Below are 14,610 nucleotides of genomic sequence, written 5' to 3' on the forward strand. Positions count from 1 at the left end.
GGGTTTCCAAGGCGATCCTTCTTGAGCCGCGACGCGGCGCCCGGAGCGTGGCTGCCCGGGATTCGCCCCGTCCGGCGGGTGCCGAAAAAGGCCCAACATTATAGCCGTACCGCCCCCGCCGGCACGGCCGTGGCCGCAGCGGCCGCCGGCCGGCGCGCGGGTATACTGCCGCTCACCGTTTTCTCCGCCTTTTCGACGATTTCATGGCAGAACCCACCCTCGGCGTCGCCCTCATCGCCCTCAACGCATCCGCGCGGCTCGCGCAGTGCCTCGATGCGCTGTCGTTCGCCGACGACGTCGTCGTGATCGACGGCGGCAGCACCGACGATACCGTCGCGATCGCGCAGGCGCACGGCGCGCGCGTGATCGTCGAACGCGACTGGCCGGGCTTCGGCCCGCAGAAGAATCGTGCGGTCGACGCGCTCGGCACCGACTGGATCCTGTCGCTCGATACCGACGAAATCGTCACGCCGGAACTCGCGCGGTCGATCCGCGACGCAATCCGCGCCCCGGCCGCGCAGGTCTATGCGCTCGACCGGCTGTCCAGCTTCTGCGGCCAGTGGATCCATCACAGCGGCTGGTATCCGGACTGGGTGCCGCGGCTGTTCCGGCGCGGCGCCGCTCGGTTCTCGGACGATCTCGTGCACGAGCGCCTCGTATTCGATACCGCCGCACAGCGCCTGGCCGGCAAGCTGATGCACTACTCGTACGAGGATTTCGAAACGGTCGTGCGCAAGCTCGACGCGTATTCGACGGCCGGCGCGCGCCAGCGCCGCGCGGCCGGCCAGCGCGGCGGCTTCGGCAAGGCGCTCGGCCGCGGCGCGTGGGCGTTCGTGCGCACCTACGTGCTGCGCCGCGGCTTCCTCGATGGCCGCGCCGGTTTCATGATCGCCGTGTTCAACGCTGAAACCGTGTATTACCGCTTCCTGAAGCTCGGCCACGAACGGGCCCGCTGAGCGCCCGCCTGGCATGCAGCCGGCCCGGCGTTACAATGCGGGCCTGCCCGCGCCGCGCGTGCCCGTCCGACCGGCGGCGCCACGCGCCGCCCGCCACGACGACTACCGAATCCGACCGCCATGTTCTCCATCATCATTCCGACCTGGAACAACCTGCCGTACCTCAAGCTCGTCGTCGACAGCCTGCGTCGCCACTCCGCGTACGACCATCAGATCATCGTGCACGTGAACGACGGCTCGGACGGCACGCTCGACTGGGTGCGCAACGAAGGGATCGAGCACACCGCGTCGCCGGCCAACATCGGCATCTGCCATGCGGTCAACCTGGCCGCCGCGCGCGCCACGCGCGACTACGTCGTCTACATGAACGACGACATGTTCTGCTGCCCGGGCTGGGATACGGCGCTCGTGCGCCGCATCGAACGGATGCCGACCGACCTGTTCATGCTGTCGGGCACGATGATCGAGCCGGTCGACACGCGCAACCCGTGCGTCGTCGTCAGCAATTTCGGCCGCGACGCCGAACAGTTCGACGCCGCCGCCCTGATCGCCGCGACGCCGAAGCTCGCGCGCGCGGACTGGCTCGGCTCGACGTGGCCGCCGACGCTCGTGCACCGCGACTGGTGGAACCGCATCGGCGGCTACAGCAGCGAGTTGTCGCCGGGCATGAGCAGCGACAACGACTTCTCGATGAAATTCTGGGATGCGGGCTGCCGGATCTTCATCGGCGTCGGCGACAGCCTCGTGTACCACTTCCAGCAAAAGAGCACCGGCAAGATCGTCAAGAACGACGGCCGTCGCCAGTTCCTGAACAAATGGGGCATGACCCAGGCGACGTTCGACCGCTATTACCTGCATCGCGGCGAGCCGGTCGGCACGCAGATCGCGCTCGATACGCCGGTCGTGGCAGGTCGCCTCAAGCGCGCGCTGTTGCGCTCGCGAATCAAGCGCGCGTTCAGCTGATCGGACCCCGAAAACCGCGCGGAAACCTGTCGTGCTTCGCGTATACTGCGCCGTTCGTCCCGGATCGCTCGCCGGGATACGCGGCGCGGGGCGCGATGTCCGCGAGCCGCATTCGTCCATACGACAGGTTCCAATGCTTTCGTTTTCCACTCCCGCCACGCGGCGCCTGACCGCCGCCCGTGCATTCGCCGTCGCCGCGCTGTGCATGGTGCCCGTTTCGACCGCGCTGACCAACGTGTTCTGCGGGCTGTTCGCCGCCGCGCTCGTGATCTCCCCCGAATTCTGGCGTGACCTGCGCTCGTTCGTCACCGATCCGGCTTCGCTCGCGGCGTTGCTGATCCTGGCCGCGCTGGCCGCGAGCGTCGCCTATACGGTCGCGCCGCACAACAAGGCGTGGAACTGGGTCGCGAAGTACGACAAGCTGCTGCTGCTGCCATTCGCCGTGCTCGCGTTCCGTCATTCGAACTGGGCGCCGATCGTGCGGCGCTGCTGGTTCGGCACGCTGTGCGTGGTCCTGCTGCTGTCGACGACCAACTATCTCGGGTTGACCTCGATCGGGCCGGCGTATGCGACCCAGTTGCCGCTTTCGCGCGCGTGGGTGTTCAAGAACCACATCGCCGCCGGCATGTTCGGCGCACTGCTCTTCTACCAGGCGGCCGATCTCGCGCTGGCGGCCCGCACGACGCTGTCGCGCGCCGCCTATGCGTTCGTCGCGGCATTGGCGCTCGTCAACGTGTTCGTGATGCTGCAGGGGCGCACCGGGCAGGTCATCGCGCTGTTGCTGATCCTCGTCGTCGCGGTGCGTTTCGTGCTGTTGCTGCGCCGGCAGTCCGCGCTGCGCGCGGGGCTCGCCGCCGGCGTGCTCGTATTGGCGGGCGTCGCGCTCGTGGTCGCTGCATGCACGGTTCACAACGGCCGTCTGACGAAGGTCGTGACGGAAGTGCAGCAATATCGGCAGAGCGATGCAGCCACGTCGACCGGGCTGCGCCTCGAGTGGTACAAGAAGGGGCTCGAACTGTATCGCCAGCGCCCGGTGATCGGCTACGGCGCGGGCGGCCTCGAATCCGAATTCGAGAAGCTCACGGCCGGCAAGACGGCCGCCGAAGGCCAGCTCACGTCGAATCCGCACAACGAATATCTGCTGATGGCCGTGCAGCTCGGCACGCTCGGCCTGCTGCTGTTCGTCAACCTGATCGTGCAGATCGCGCGCGGCAGCCGTGCGCTCGATCCGCGCTCGCGGCACCTGCTGCTCGCGTGGCTCGCGATCTTCGCGATCGGCAGTCTCGCGAATTCGCTGCTGCTGGATTTCGCCGAAGGGCACCTGATCGTGCTGCTGGCCGGCATTCTGCTCGGCTGCGGCGAACGCAGCGAAGCGCTGCCGCGCGAAACGTCGGCGATCCGACGCAGCGTGTAACGCACGCCGGCATACGTTCCGCTGCCCTGCCGACCAGCGCCGGCGGCAGCGGATATCCGCCATCGATGCGGGCGAGCCGCGTGGCGCTTCGCGAAACAACCCGTCCGCGAACGAAAAAAGGCACGCCTCAGTCGGTTCCGGTGCGGCGCAGCCGTGACGTGTCGACGACGATGTCGGCCGGGCCCGGCGGAGTCAGCCCGAGCATCTCGGCCGCCGCAGCCTTCACGCGCTGCGCGCCGAGATGGGCGAGGCAGTCGCTGCGGCTGTCGACGTGACGCTCGCAGCCTTCGTGCCGGCACGGCACGCAATCCCCGTCCCCCTGCAACAGCCACACGTTCCCATGCCGGCCGGAGCCGCGCAGCGCCCACGGATTCTCAGTCGCGGGCCAGTGCTGCGGCCACGGCCCCCAGCGCACGGGGTCGGACGGCCCGAACAGTGCGATCGTGTCGGTGCCCGTCGCGGCCGCGACGTGGGTCGCGCCGGTGTCGGGGCCGATGAAGAGCCGCGCGCGCCGCACGAGTTCCGCGCTCTCGCCGAACGTCAGGCGGCCGACCAGGTTCAGCACGTCACCGCCCGCCTCGGTCGCGACCTGCTCCGCATATTCGCGCTCGCGGTCGGCCGGGCCGCCCGACAACGCCACCGCGAAGCCCTGCTCGCGCAGCCAGCCGATCATTTCGACCCAACCGTCGAGCCGCCATTGCTTGTAACGGAACATCGGATACGGATGCAGCACGACCAGTGGCTTGCCGGCGCGGATCGCCGGCGACTCGGCGAGGCACGCGTCGAAACGCGCGCGCCGCGCGGGATCGTCGCCGATGCCGGGCGCGACGACCTCGGACACCGGCTCGATGCCGATCACCGGCGCGAGCGCCAGCGTACTGACGACCGTATGCGCGGATTCGTGGTGATTGATCGCGATTCCGTGCAGCATCATCCGCGTGAGCCACGTGACGCGATCCGGATCGACGAGACCGACCCGCTTGCGGCCGGCGAACCAGCTATAGAAACGCGGCCGGTCGGAACTCAGCGCCGCGCACGCGAGATCGTAGCGACGCCATATCGACAGTGCGTCGCGCAGCCGCTCGCCCAATCCCGCGCGCTGCGCGACGACGATCACGCGCCGCACGTCCGGATTGTGCTCGAGCACGCCCTCGGTGCCGCGAAACACCAGCATGTCGATCTGCGCGTCCGGCCAGCGGGCCTTCAGCGACCGTACGAGCGGTGTCGTCAACAGTACGTCGCCGATACGGCGAGGCGCGGCGACGAGGATGGTTCTGGGCGGACGGGCGGAAGAAAACAGGGCCACGGCAATCGTCTGGCTGGCTGAACAAGGCTGGCAATGTACAGGATTTTGCAGCAGCCGGCGCGGCGCCGCACACCGGTCGTGCAGGCTGCCGCGATACGTCCCTGCGCAGCCGGGCATGGCAGTATGTGCGGCTGGTACGGCCCGCCGGGCGCTACGAAGCGATCGTCACGGTCGCAGGCGCGCGCGCGGCCGGCCGCGCGCGCGCCGTGCCGGCCGGCGCTTCGTCGCGGTGGCTCGCCTGCGGCAGCAGGTGGCGCACCGCGCGCTCGACTGCATCGACGCCGATCGCATCGACGGTCGGGCCCGCGCGCAGGACCACGTGCGGCACACCGAGCGGATGCCAGCGCAGGTATTTCTCGGGACGGTCCTCGAACAGGGCGGCCACCGGTACGCCGAGCGCCGACGCAAGGTGGACGGGCGCGCTGTCGGCCGAGACGATCGCATCGAGCAGGCTCGCGGCCGCCACCAGCTCGGCGACCGAGGCCGGCGCGACATGCCGTGCATTCACGTCGCGCCACAGGTCGCCTTCGGCAGCATGGCCGATGGCCGGATCGCGAAACACGATGACATCCGCGACGGGGGCGAGCCGCTCGCCGAGGTCGCGCCAGCGCTCGGCGGGCCAGCGGCGCTCGACCGCCTTGTTCGACACGAACAGCCCGACGCGCGGCTTCGTGCGCGCGCCGAGCAGGCGATGCCACACTTCCTGCAGCGCGCGGTCGGGATGAACCGACAGCTCGAGACGGTCGAGATCGGCGCAGCCGAGTTCGGGCACCAGGCGAAAACCCGACAACGCCTCGTGGCACATCGGCCGCTGCGCGACATGCTCGGGCTTGCGATCGTCGAATTCGGTCTCGGCATCGTGCCAGCGGCAATCCTTCGCGCGAAGCTGGCGCGCGAACTGCATGCTGCTGCGGTGCATGCCGCCGTTCGGCACGATCACGAGGTCGAACCGCAAGCGGCGCAGACGGCGCACGAGGCGCAGCCGGTCGAAGAATGCGCGCATCCGTCCGGGACGGTCGTTGCGCTCGCACTGGCGGCTGTACACGTAGGTGTGGATGGCGTGCACGTCCGGGTTGCCGGCCAGCGCTGCCGCGTTGTAGCGGTTCGCGACCACATGCAGCTCCGCGCCCGGCCAGCGCGCCTTCAGCGCGCGGAGAAACGCCGTCGTGCATAGCATGTCGCCCAGAAAATCAATCCGGATCACGAGGATCCGCTGCATCGGGTTCCCATTGGCCATGGTCTTGTGGTGGTGACAATCAGTTTTTATCGTCGCGACGAGCCCTGCCCCGGCATCCTGCCCAGAGCGGCCCTGTCGCGCACTGCCGCACGGCGCGTGAATTCGCCCCCGTTTGCGCGCATGCTGCCGGCTTCGCCGCCGCGCAAACCTGCGCAAGCGCCGAGTTCATCCGGTCAGCGCGGGATTGTATAGCGTCCGGATGGGCAGCCCAAGACCCGCCTGCCCGCGCTCGTCAAAACGGCCCGCCGCACCGCACGATGGCGATGCGACGGGCCGTGCATAGGCGACAGCCGTCGAAGTGGAACGCGATCAGTACGTGATTTCGACGACGCTGCCGTCGAACGCCGCTCGCAACTCCGCCAGCAGCACGTCGCTCGGCTTCACGCGCCATGCGTCGCCCAGACGCATTTCGCCTTGCGCGCGCGCATTGCTGTAGTGAATCTGCACCGCCAGCCCGTTCGGCAGCGGCGCCTGCGGGCGGCGACCGCCATCGCGTCCGCCGCCGCGCGGCGCGGGCGCTTCGACCGCGTTCGCGGCAGCCGGCTCGTCCTTCGCCACATGCGGCTCGAGCACGCGGCGCAGCGCAAGCGCGTCGGCGTTGCCGTTCATCGTCAGCCGCACGGCCTGCGCATAGCGGCTGCGCGCGCGTTCGAGATCCATCACGGTATCGGCCGTGAAGCGAATGCCGCCGGTGAACGCGTCGTTGCGCGCCTGCCCCTGCACGATCAGCAGCTCGTCTTCCTTGAACAGCGCCTTGTTCGCCTCGAACTGTTCGTTGAAGATCGTGATCTCGCATTGGCCCGAGCCGTCGTCGAGCAGCGCGATCAGCATCTTGCCGCGCTGCGTCATCTGCGTGCGCAGCGACGCGATGATGCCGGCGACGAGCTTGTCACGCCCTTCCTTCAAGTCGCCGACCTTCTGCCGCACGAAGCGACGCACTTCGTCGCGATACGCGTCGAACAGGTGGCCGGACAGGTAGAAACCGAGCGCGCCCTTTTCTTCCTGCAGACGGCGCTTGTCGTCCCACGCGGGTTCGTCGACGAGCGCGTGCGCATGCGGCGACTCGGCGCCCATGTCGAACAGGCCGGCCTGCATCGCGTTCGCCTCGGCCTGGTCGGCCGCTTCCATCGCGAGCGGCACCGACGCGATCAATTGCGCTCGGTTCGGGTTCAGCGAATCGAACGCGCCGGCGCGGATCAGCGCCTCGACCGTGCGGCGGTTGACGACGCGCCGGTCGATCCGTTCGCAGAAGTCGAACAGGTCGGTAAACGCCTTTTCCTCGCGGGCCCGCAGGATTTCCTCGATCGCGTTCTGGCCGCTGCCCTTCACCGCGCCAAGGCCGTAGCGGATCGTGCGCGAGCGCTTGCCGTCGGCTTCCGCGACCGGCTCGAACCGGTAATGCGATGCGTTGATGTCCGGCGGCAGCACGACGAGGTTGTTCAACACGCAATCGTCGAACAGGATCTTCACCTTGTCGGTGTCGTCCATCGCGAGCGTCATGTTGGCCGCCATGAATTCGGCCGGATGGTGCGCCTTCAGCCACGCGGTGTAATACGCGAGCAGCGCATACGCGGCCGCGTGCGACTTGTTGAAGCCGTAGCCCGCGAACTTCTCCATCAAGTCGAAGATCTCGTCGGACTTCTCGCGCGTGAGGCCGTTCTTCGCCGCACCCTCGGCGAAGATCTCGCGATGCTTGGCCATCTCCTCGGGCTTCTTCTTGCCCATCGCGCGACGCAGCAAGTCGGCGCCGCCGAGCGAGTAGCCGCCGATGATCTGCGCCATCTGCATCACCTGCTCCTGATAGACCATGATGCCGTAGGTCTCTTTCAGGACGGGTTCGACGCGCGGATCCGGATAGTCGACCTTCTCGCGCCCGTGCTTCCGTGCGCAGAAGCTCGGGATCAGGTCCATCGGGCCCGGACGGTACAACGACACGAGCGCGATGATGTCCTCGAAGCGGTCGGGCTGCGCATCCTTCAGCATGCCCTGCATCCCGCGGCTTTCCAGCTGGAACACCGCGACCGTGTTGGCCTTCTTCAGGATCTGGAACGAGGCCGGATCGTCGAGCGGCACCTGCGCGAGCGACCAGTCGGCCTTCGACGGATCGAGGCGGCGGATGTAGCGCTCGGCCCAGTCGAGGATCGTCAGCGTCGTGAGCCCCAGAAAGTCGAACTTCACGAGGCCGACGGCTTCGACGTCGTCCTTGTCGTACTGGCTGACCACGCCGCCGTCGTCGCCCTGCGTGTACAGCGGGCAGAAATCGGTCAGCTTGCCGGGCGCGATCAGCACGCCGCCCGCATGCATCCCGACGTTACGCGTGAGGCCCTCGACGCGCTGCGCGAGATCGAGCAACTGATGGACTTCGTCCTCGTGGTCGTAGCGCTCCTGCAGTTGCGGCTCTTCCTTCATCGCGTCGGCAATCGTCACGTGCTTGCCGGGCTTGAACGGAATCAGCTTCGCGACACCGTCGGTGAACATGTAGCCGAGGTCGAGCACGCGGCCGATGTCGCGCACGGCCGCCTTCGCGGCCATCGTGCCGAACGTGGCGATCTGCGACACGGCGTCCGCGCCGTATTTCTCCTTCACGTACTGGATCACGCGATCGCGGCCGTGCTGGCAGAAGTCGATGTCGAAGTCGGGCATCGACACGCGTTCCGGGTTCAGGAAGCGCTCGAACAGCAGGTTGTAGCGCAGCGGATCGAGGTCGGTGATGCCGAGCGCGTACGCGACCAGCGAGCCGGCGCCCGAGCCGCGGCCCGGCCCTACCGGCACGCCGTTGTTCTTCGCCCAGTTGATGAAGTCCGCAACGATCAGGAAGTAGCCGGGGAAGCCCATCTTCGTGATGGTCCCGCACTCGAATTCGAGGCGCTTGTAGTACGTGTCGCGCTGCGCGTCGCGCTCGGCTTCGACCGGATACAACTGCGCGAGGCGGGTCTCGAGCCCTTCCTTCGACAGCTGGACAAGGTAGTCGTCGAGCGACATGCCGTCCGGCGTCGGGAACAGCGGCAGTTTCGGCTTGCCGAGCTCGAGCTTCAGGTTGCAGCGCTTCGCGATCTCGACCGTGTTCGCGATCGCCGACGGCAGGTCGGCGAACAGCGCGACCATGTCGTCCTGCGTGCGGAAATACTGGTCGGTCGTGAAACGCTTCTGCCGCCGCGGGTTCGCGAGGATGTCGCCTTCCGAGATGCACACGCGCGCCTCGTGCGCGGTGAAATCGTCGTCGGTCATGAACTGCGTCGGGTGCGTCGCAACGACCGGCAGCTTCAGCGACGCGGCGAGCGTCGCGGCCTGCTGGATGTACGCCTCGGCGCCCGGCTGGCCGTAACGCTGCAGCTCGATGTAGAAAGCGCCCGGGAATACGCTCGCCCAGCGCGCGGCGTGACGGCGCGCGGCTTCTTCGTTGCCGGCGGCCAGCGCGAGCCCGATGTCGCCCTGCTGCGCGCCCGACAGCGCGAGCAGCCCCTGCGCGAGCTCGCCGTCGAGCCAGCTCGCGTCGAGTTCCGCGCGGCCGCGGTACTGGTTCGTGAGCCACGCCTTCGACAGCAGCTCGCAGAGATTCAGGTAACCGACCTTGTCCTTGACCAGCAGCAGCAGCCGCGACGGCTTGTCGCGGTCGTCCGGATTGGCGATCCAGACGTCGCAGCCGGCGATCGGCTTGATGCCCTTGCCGCGGGCTTCCTGGTAGAAACGGACGAGGCCGAATGCATTGCCGAGATCGGTGAGGGCGAGCGCGCCCTGGCCGTCCGCGGCCGCCGCCTTGACGATGTCGTCAATGCGCACGATGCCGTCGGCAATCGAGAATTCGGAGTGAACGCGAAGATGGACGAAGCGAGGATCTGACATGGGCGCTATTGTAGCCGCCCCGCCGCGCGGGCTGCCCAAAAAATGCCCGCGTTGGCCGTTCGGCCGATGCACGCGGCGACGCGTCGCGCGGCTGGCCGTTCGGCCAGATACCGATGCCGGCGTCGTTTGCGGGATAATACGGTTTTTCGAATCAACGCCCCGGCTTCGCACCCTTTTTTGCGGGCCGCGTGCGGCCGTTTTCCCGTCGGACCATCATGACCATCGTCAACCTCGCCGCCTACCACTTCGTATCGCTCGACGCGAACGAGCAATGGCGCCCGCTCGTCACCGCGCGCTGCAACGAACTGGGCCTGCGCGGCACGATCCTGCTCGCGCCGGAAGGCATCAACCTGTTCATCGCCGGCACGCGCGAAGCCACCGACGCATTCATCGCATACATTCGCCACGATCCGCTGTTCGAAGGCAAGTTCGCGACGCTGCAGTTCAAGGAAAGCCTGTCCGACTCGCAGCCGTTTCGCCGCATGCTCGTGCGCCTGAAGCGCGAGATCATCACGATGAAGAAGCCCGCGATCAAGCCGGAACTCGGCCGCGCGCCGTTCGTCGACGCGCGCACGCTCAAGGCGTGGCTCGACCGCGGCCACGACGACACGGGCCGCCCGGTCGTGATGCTCGACACGCGCAACGCGTTCGAAGTCGACGTCGGCACGTTCGACAACGCGCTCGACTACCGGATCGACAAGTTCAGCGAATTCCCGGAAGTGATCGACGCGCACCGCGCCGACCTCGAAGGCAAGACGGTCGTGTCGTTCTGCACCGGCGGCATCCGCTGCGAGAAGGCCGCGATCCACATGAAGGAAATCGGCATCGAGAACGTGTACCAGCTCGAAGGCGGGATCCTGAAGTACTTCGAGGAAGTCGGCGGCGCGCACTATCACGGCGACTGCTTCGTGTTCGACTACCGCACCGCGCTGAATCCGCAGCTCCAGCCCACCGCGAACGTCACGTGCTTCGCGTGCCGCGCGGTCGTCACGCCGCAAGCGCAACAGTCGCCGAGCTACGTGCCCGGCAAGTCGTGCCCGGCCTGCGTGCAGGCAGCCAGCGCCGCGTAACGGCGCGCCTCGCCTCGCCACGTCTCGTCGCGCCCCGCCGATGAATCACGGCTATCGCGGCCGCTTCGCGCCGTCGCCCACCGGCCCGCTGCACTTCGGCTCGCTGGTCGGCGCGCTCGCGAGCTGGCTCGACGCGCGCGCGCACGGCGGCACGTGGCTCGTGCGCATCGAGGATCTCGACGGCCCGCGCACGGTGCCCGGCGCGGCCGACGACATCCTCGCGACGCTCGCCCATTTCGGCATGACGCCCGACGCGCCGCCCGTCTGGCAGAGCACGCGCGATGCGGCCTACACGGCCGCGCTCGAGCGGCTCGTCGCGGCGGGGCTCGTCTATCCGTGCGGCTGCACGCGCAAGGAGATCGCCGATTCGCTGCGCGCGGCCCACGAACGCCACACGACGCTCGCCTATCCGGGCACCTGCCGCACCGGCCTGCACGGCAAGCCCGCGCGCGCATGGCGGCTGCGCGTGCCGGACGGCAGCGACGCGCTCGTCACGTTCGACGATCGCTGGCAGCACACGCAAGCGCAGAACCTCGCGACCGAAGTCGGCGATTTCGTGCTCAAACGGGCGGACGGCCAATGGGCGTATCAACTCGCGGTCGTCGTCGACGATGCCGATGCCGGTATCACGCATGTCGTGCGCGGCGCCGACCTGCTCGATTCGACCGCGCGCCAGATCTACCTGCAGCGCTGCCTCGGCGTGCCGACTCCCGCGTATCTGCACGTGCCCGTCGTGGTCGATGCGAACGGCGAAAAGCTCAGCAAGCAAACGGGCGCGACGGCGCTCGAACGCAACGATCCGCTTCCGGCGCTGCGGGCCGCGGCCGCGCATCTCGGTTTGGCGGACGATGGCGATCTACCGGGCAATACGATGGCGTCCTTCTACGCGGCCGCGACCGATGCGTGGGCGCGTCGCTTCGGCCCGCGCGCGGGTTGAGTCGCCTGCGGGACACCGGCGCGTGCCCGACTACGCTCGTGCGTCCGTCGGCCGCTAATCCGATCGCGTGACGACGTGACGGAAGCATGACCGTCACGCCTGGCGACGACACGGCATCAAAAGATCCGCCCCGCGCGGCAAGCAATAGCCGCGCCTCGCACGCCACCCCGCCCCGATCGCGTCACCCAATGAAAAACGGGCACATGCTCGTCGCATGTGCCCGCTTGCCGGCAGCGCTCACGCGCCGCCCCCGCCGCTCCGCCCGGCTTACGCCGACGGCTTGCGCGGCATCCCGAATCCGCCGAGCAGCGCGGCGACCTGCCGCTTCGGCCCTTTCTTCTCGGGCTGCTGCGCGGGCTGCGCGTCGTCGGGCTGCTTCGCCGACGCCTGCGGCTCGTACGGCTTCAGGAAGAAGTCGTCGACCGGCGCTTCGTGGCGGCGATGATGGCCGCCGCGCTCGGCGCTGCCCGACCGGCGAGCCGATGCGCCGCGATGCTCGTCGCGGTCGCGCCGGCCGCCCCGCTCGCCACCGCGCTCGCTGGTGCGTTCACCACCGCGCTCGCCGCCACGTTCGTCATGACGATGGCGCGCCGGCTTGTCGAGCTTGAGCGTCTGCACTTCGAGCGGACGCTTGATCAGCTTCTCGATGTCGGCGAGCTGCTTGCGCTCGTTCGGGCTGCACAGCGACAGCGCGTCGCCCGTCGCACCCGCGCGGCCGGTACGGCCGATCCGGTGCACGTAGTCTTCCGCGCTGAACGGCAGGTCGAAGTTGATCACGGCCGGCAGCTCGGCGATGTCGAGGCCGCGCGCGGCCACGTCGGTCGCGACCAGCGCCTCGATCTCGCCGCGCTTGAACGCGTCCAGCGCCTGCATCCGCTCGATCTGCGTCTTGTCGCCGTGAATCGCCGACGCGACCACGCCGTCGCGCTCGAGATTGCGCGCGAGGCGGCTCGCGCCGATCTTGCTGTTGCAGAACACGATCACCTGCTTGAGGCCGCGATCGCGCAGCAACTGCACGACGGCCGCCTGCTTGTCGCCTTCGGCGACGTCGTAGACGATCTGCGTGACGTTCGCGTTCGTCGAGTTGCTGCGCGCGACCTCGATCGTTTGCGGATTGCGCAGGTAGGTCGACGCGAGCTTCTTGATTTCGCCCGAGAAGGTGGCCGAGAACAGCAGCGTCTGACGCTCCTTCGGCAGCAGGTTCAGGATGCGCTGCAGATCGGGCAGGAAGCCCATGTCGAGCATCCGGTCGGCTTCGTCGAGCACGAGGATCTGCACCTGGCCGAGGTTCGCCGTCTTCTGCTGCACGTGATCGAGCAGGCGGCCCGGCGTCGCGATCAGGATCTCGACGCCGCGACGCAGTTCGGCCGATTGCGGGTTCATGTCGACGCCGCCGAACACCACCGCGCTGCGCAGCGGCGTGTGCTTCGCATACGCGTGGACGTTCGCGGCGACCTGGTCGGCGAGTTCGCGGGTTGGCGTGAGGATCAGCGCACGCACGGGATGGCGCGCCGGCGACGCGCTCGTGTTGGCCTGCGGCAGCAGGCGCTGGATGATCGGCAGCGAGAAGCTCGCGGTCTTGCCGGTGCCCGTTTGCGCGGCGCCCATGACGTCGCGGCCGGCGAGCACGACCGGAATGGCCTGCGCCTGGATCGGCGTCGGCGTCGTATAACCCTGCTCCGCAATGGCTTTCAGGATATCGGCGGCAAGGCCGAATTGATCGAAGGTTGCGTCGACGGGCTTGGCGACAGAATCGGACATGGTGGCGTTTCGCTCAAAAGGCGCGGCGGGGACATCGTGCGTCAGGCCGGCCGGGCCTGCGCTCATCACAATTCGGAAATAGACGGAGCCGCGGCGCGCCGCGCGGCGCCGCTCTGGCGCTTGGGACCGGTTCAATGCGAACGCTGGACGCCAGGCCGTGCGGACTCCGTTCGGCGCGAATGCCGGCGGAAAGGGCCGTATTGTAGCACCGTGCGGGAATCTGTCCGCGACAACGCCGCGAACGGCCGCGGCGGCCGTTCGCGCGGCGGGACTGCCCACGCCCGTGCTGGCGAGCGGTCGCCCGCTCGGGTTATCCGTATCGGGCAGTAAACAAGAATGGGGGTTCGATGCCGAAGCCTCGTACCAGTCGGTCCGCCGCCCATCCGCGTACCGGGCCTTCAGCCTGACAGCCGTCACGACGCGCGAATACGCGAATGCGTGCCGCAACCGCGCCCGCCGCTCAGCCCTGCTTCTTTTTCTTCTCGACCTGCACGCAGTCGCCCAGCAGCGGCGGCGACTTCGGGTCGGCGATCTCGTCGCGCAGCGTCGCTTCCTTGCCCTTCGTCCACCACGTATAGCGGCCGGCCTGGTAGCGCGCGCCCGACGCCGACACCGTGTCGACGAACAGCAACCGCTTGCCGTCGACCGGCACGAGCGCGAAGCTCTGGCCGTTGCCCGCGAGCCAGTACGACACGCGCACCGGCTGCTTCTGGTTCGCGCACTGGTAGACGACCTGCTGGCGCGTGTCGGCGTCGATCTCTTCGATGGTCAATCGCGCGGCATGCGCGACGGAAACGGCACCGCCGGCAAGCGCAAGCGCGGCGAGGGTGTAGCGAATCATGCAGGTCCTCTCACGAGACGGTGGAAACGCGCCATCGCGGCGCGCGGGGTGATTGTCCATACGGTTGACGGGAAGGCACGTCGGCGGCCGAAATCAGGGATCGATCACATCCGCGCACGCATCGGTCGGCGCCGCGGCGACATGGCCGACGAGCGGCACGATCTTGAGGCCCGCCGACGCCACGCGGCACGGCGCGGCCGCCAGGCCGCAGCCGGCGAGACTCGCGACAAGCGCCAGCGCGGCGCCCAGCTTTCCGATACGCAACCACCTCGACGCCATCGT

Annotated in this window: 11 protein-coding genes; 5 read left to right on the forward strand and 6 right to left on the reverse strand. The window is 68.4% G+C overall.

Translation table 11 applies throughout. From position 1 onward, the window contains the following. Positions 1-203: 203 nt before the first annotated feature. The 3 genes from CFB35_RS12015 (at position 204) to CFB35_RS12025 (ending at position 3,333) form a co-directional block, all read left to right on the forward strand. Positions 204-956, forward strand: a complete 753-nt coding sequence (locus tag CFB35_RS12015; RefSeq protein ID WP_059583689.1) for a glycosyltransferase family 2 protein — start codon at positions 204-206, stop codon at positions 954-956. Positions 957-1,076: 120 nt separating this feature from the next. Next, positions 1,077-1,919 carry a glycosyltransferase family 2 protein gene (locus CFB35_RS12020; protein WP_089465020.1) on the forward strand — a complete coding sequence of 281 codons (843 nt, stop codon included), beginning with the start codon at positions 1,077-1,079 and terminating at the stop codon, positions 1,917-1,919. A gap of 133 nt (positions 1,920-2,052) precedes the next feature. After that, a complete protein-coding gene (locus CFB35_RS12025; RefSeq protein ID WP_089465021.1) occupies positions 2,053-3,333 on the forward strand; it encodes an O-antigen ligase in 1,281 nt (426 codons plus the stop codon). Between the two features lie 127 nt (positions 3,334-3,460). Here the strand turns inward: CFB35_RS12025 and CFB35_RS12030 are convergent, their stop codons facing one another. The 3 genes from CFB35_RS12030 to dnaE form a co-directional block, all read right to left on the reverse strand. Next, entirely contained in the window at positions 3,461-4,639 is a 1,179-nt protein-coding gene (locus tag CFB35_RS12030) for a glycosyltransferase family 9 protein (RefSeq protein ID WP_059583693.1), read from the reverse strand. Positions 4,640-4,790: 151 nt separating this feature from the next. Further along, entirely contained in the window at positions 4,791-5,876 is a 1,086-nt protein-coding gene (locus tag CFB35_RS12035) for a glycosyltransferase family 9 protein (protein WP_089465022.1), read from the reverse strand. A gap of 309 nt (positions 5,877-6,185) precedes the next feature. Continuing rightward, a complete protein-coding gene (dnaE, locus tag CFB35_RS12040; RefSeq protein ID WP_059583697.1) occupies positions 6,186-9,719 on the reverse strand; it encodes a DNA polymerase III subunit alpha in 3,534 nt (1,177 codons plus the stop codon). Between the two features lie 215 nt (positions 9,720-9,934). On the opposite strand from dnaE, the gene CFB35_RS12045 reads away from it, so the two are divergent. After that, a complete protein-coding gene (locus CFB35_RS12045; protein WP_089465023.1) occupies positions 9,935-10,789 on the forward strand; it encodes a sulfurtransferase in 855 nt (284 codons plus the stop codon). A 40-nt stretch (positions 10,790-10,829) separates the two neighbouring features. After that, positions 10,830-11,726 (forward strand): tRNA glutamyl-Q(34) synthetase GluQRS, encoded by an 897-nt coding sequence (gluQRS, locus tag CFB35_RS12050; protein WP_059646495.1) that lies wholly within the window; start codon positions 10,830-10,832, stop codon positions 11,724-11,726. 267 nt (positions 11,727-11,993) lie between these two features. Here gluQRS and CFB35_RS12055 read toward each other — a convergent pair whose 3' ends face one another. The 3 genes from CFB35_RS12055 to CFB35_RS12070 all read right to left on the reverse strand — a co-directional run bounded on the left by CFB35_RS12055 (position 11,994) and on the right by CFB35_RS12070 (position 14,607). Beyond that, positions 11,994-13,553, reverse strand: coding sequence for a DEAD/DEAH box helicase (locus CFB35_RS12055; protein ID WP_089465024.1), 1,560 nt, complete (start codon positions 13,551-13,553; stop codon positions 11,994-11,996). Positions 13,554-13,947: 394 nt separating this feature from the next. Further along, a complete protein-coding gene (locus tag CFB35_RS12065) occupies positions 13,948-14,328 on the reverse strand; it encodes an MliC family protein (RefSeq protein ID WP_060010282.1) in 381 nt (126 codons plus the stop codon). Positions 14,329-14,421: 93 nt separating this feature from the next. After that, positions 14,422-14,607 (reverse strand): DUF6726 family protein, encoded by a 186-nt coding sequence (locus tag CFB35_RS12070; RefSeq protein ID WP_006497052.1) that lies wholly within the window; start codon positions 14,605-14,607, stop codon positions 14,422-14,424. Positions 14,608-14,610: the final 3 nt, after the last annotated feature.

It is taken from the genome of Burkholderia sp. AU16482, assembly GCF_002223285.1.
Lineage (GTDB): Bacteria > Pseudomonadota > Gammaproteobacteria > Burkholderiales > Burkholderiaceae > Burkholderia > Burkholderia semiarida.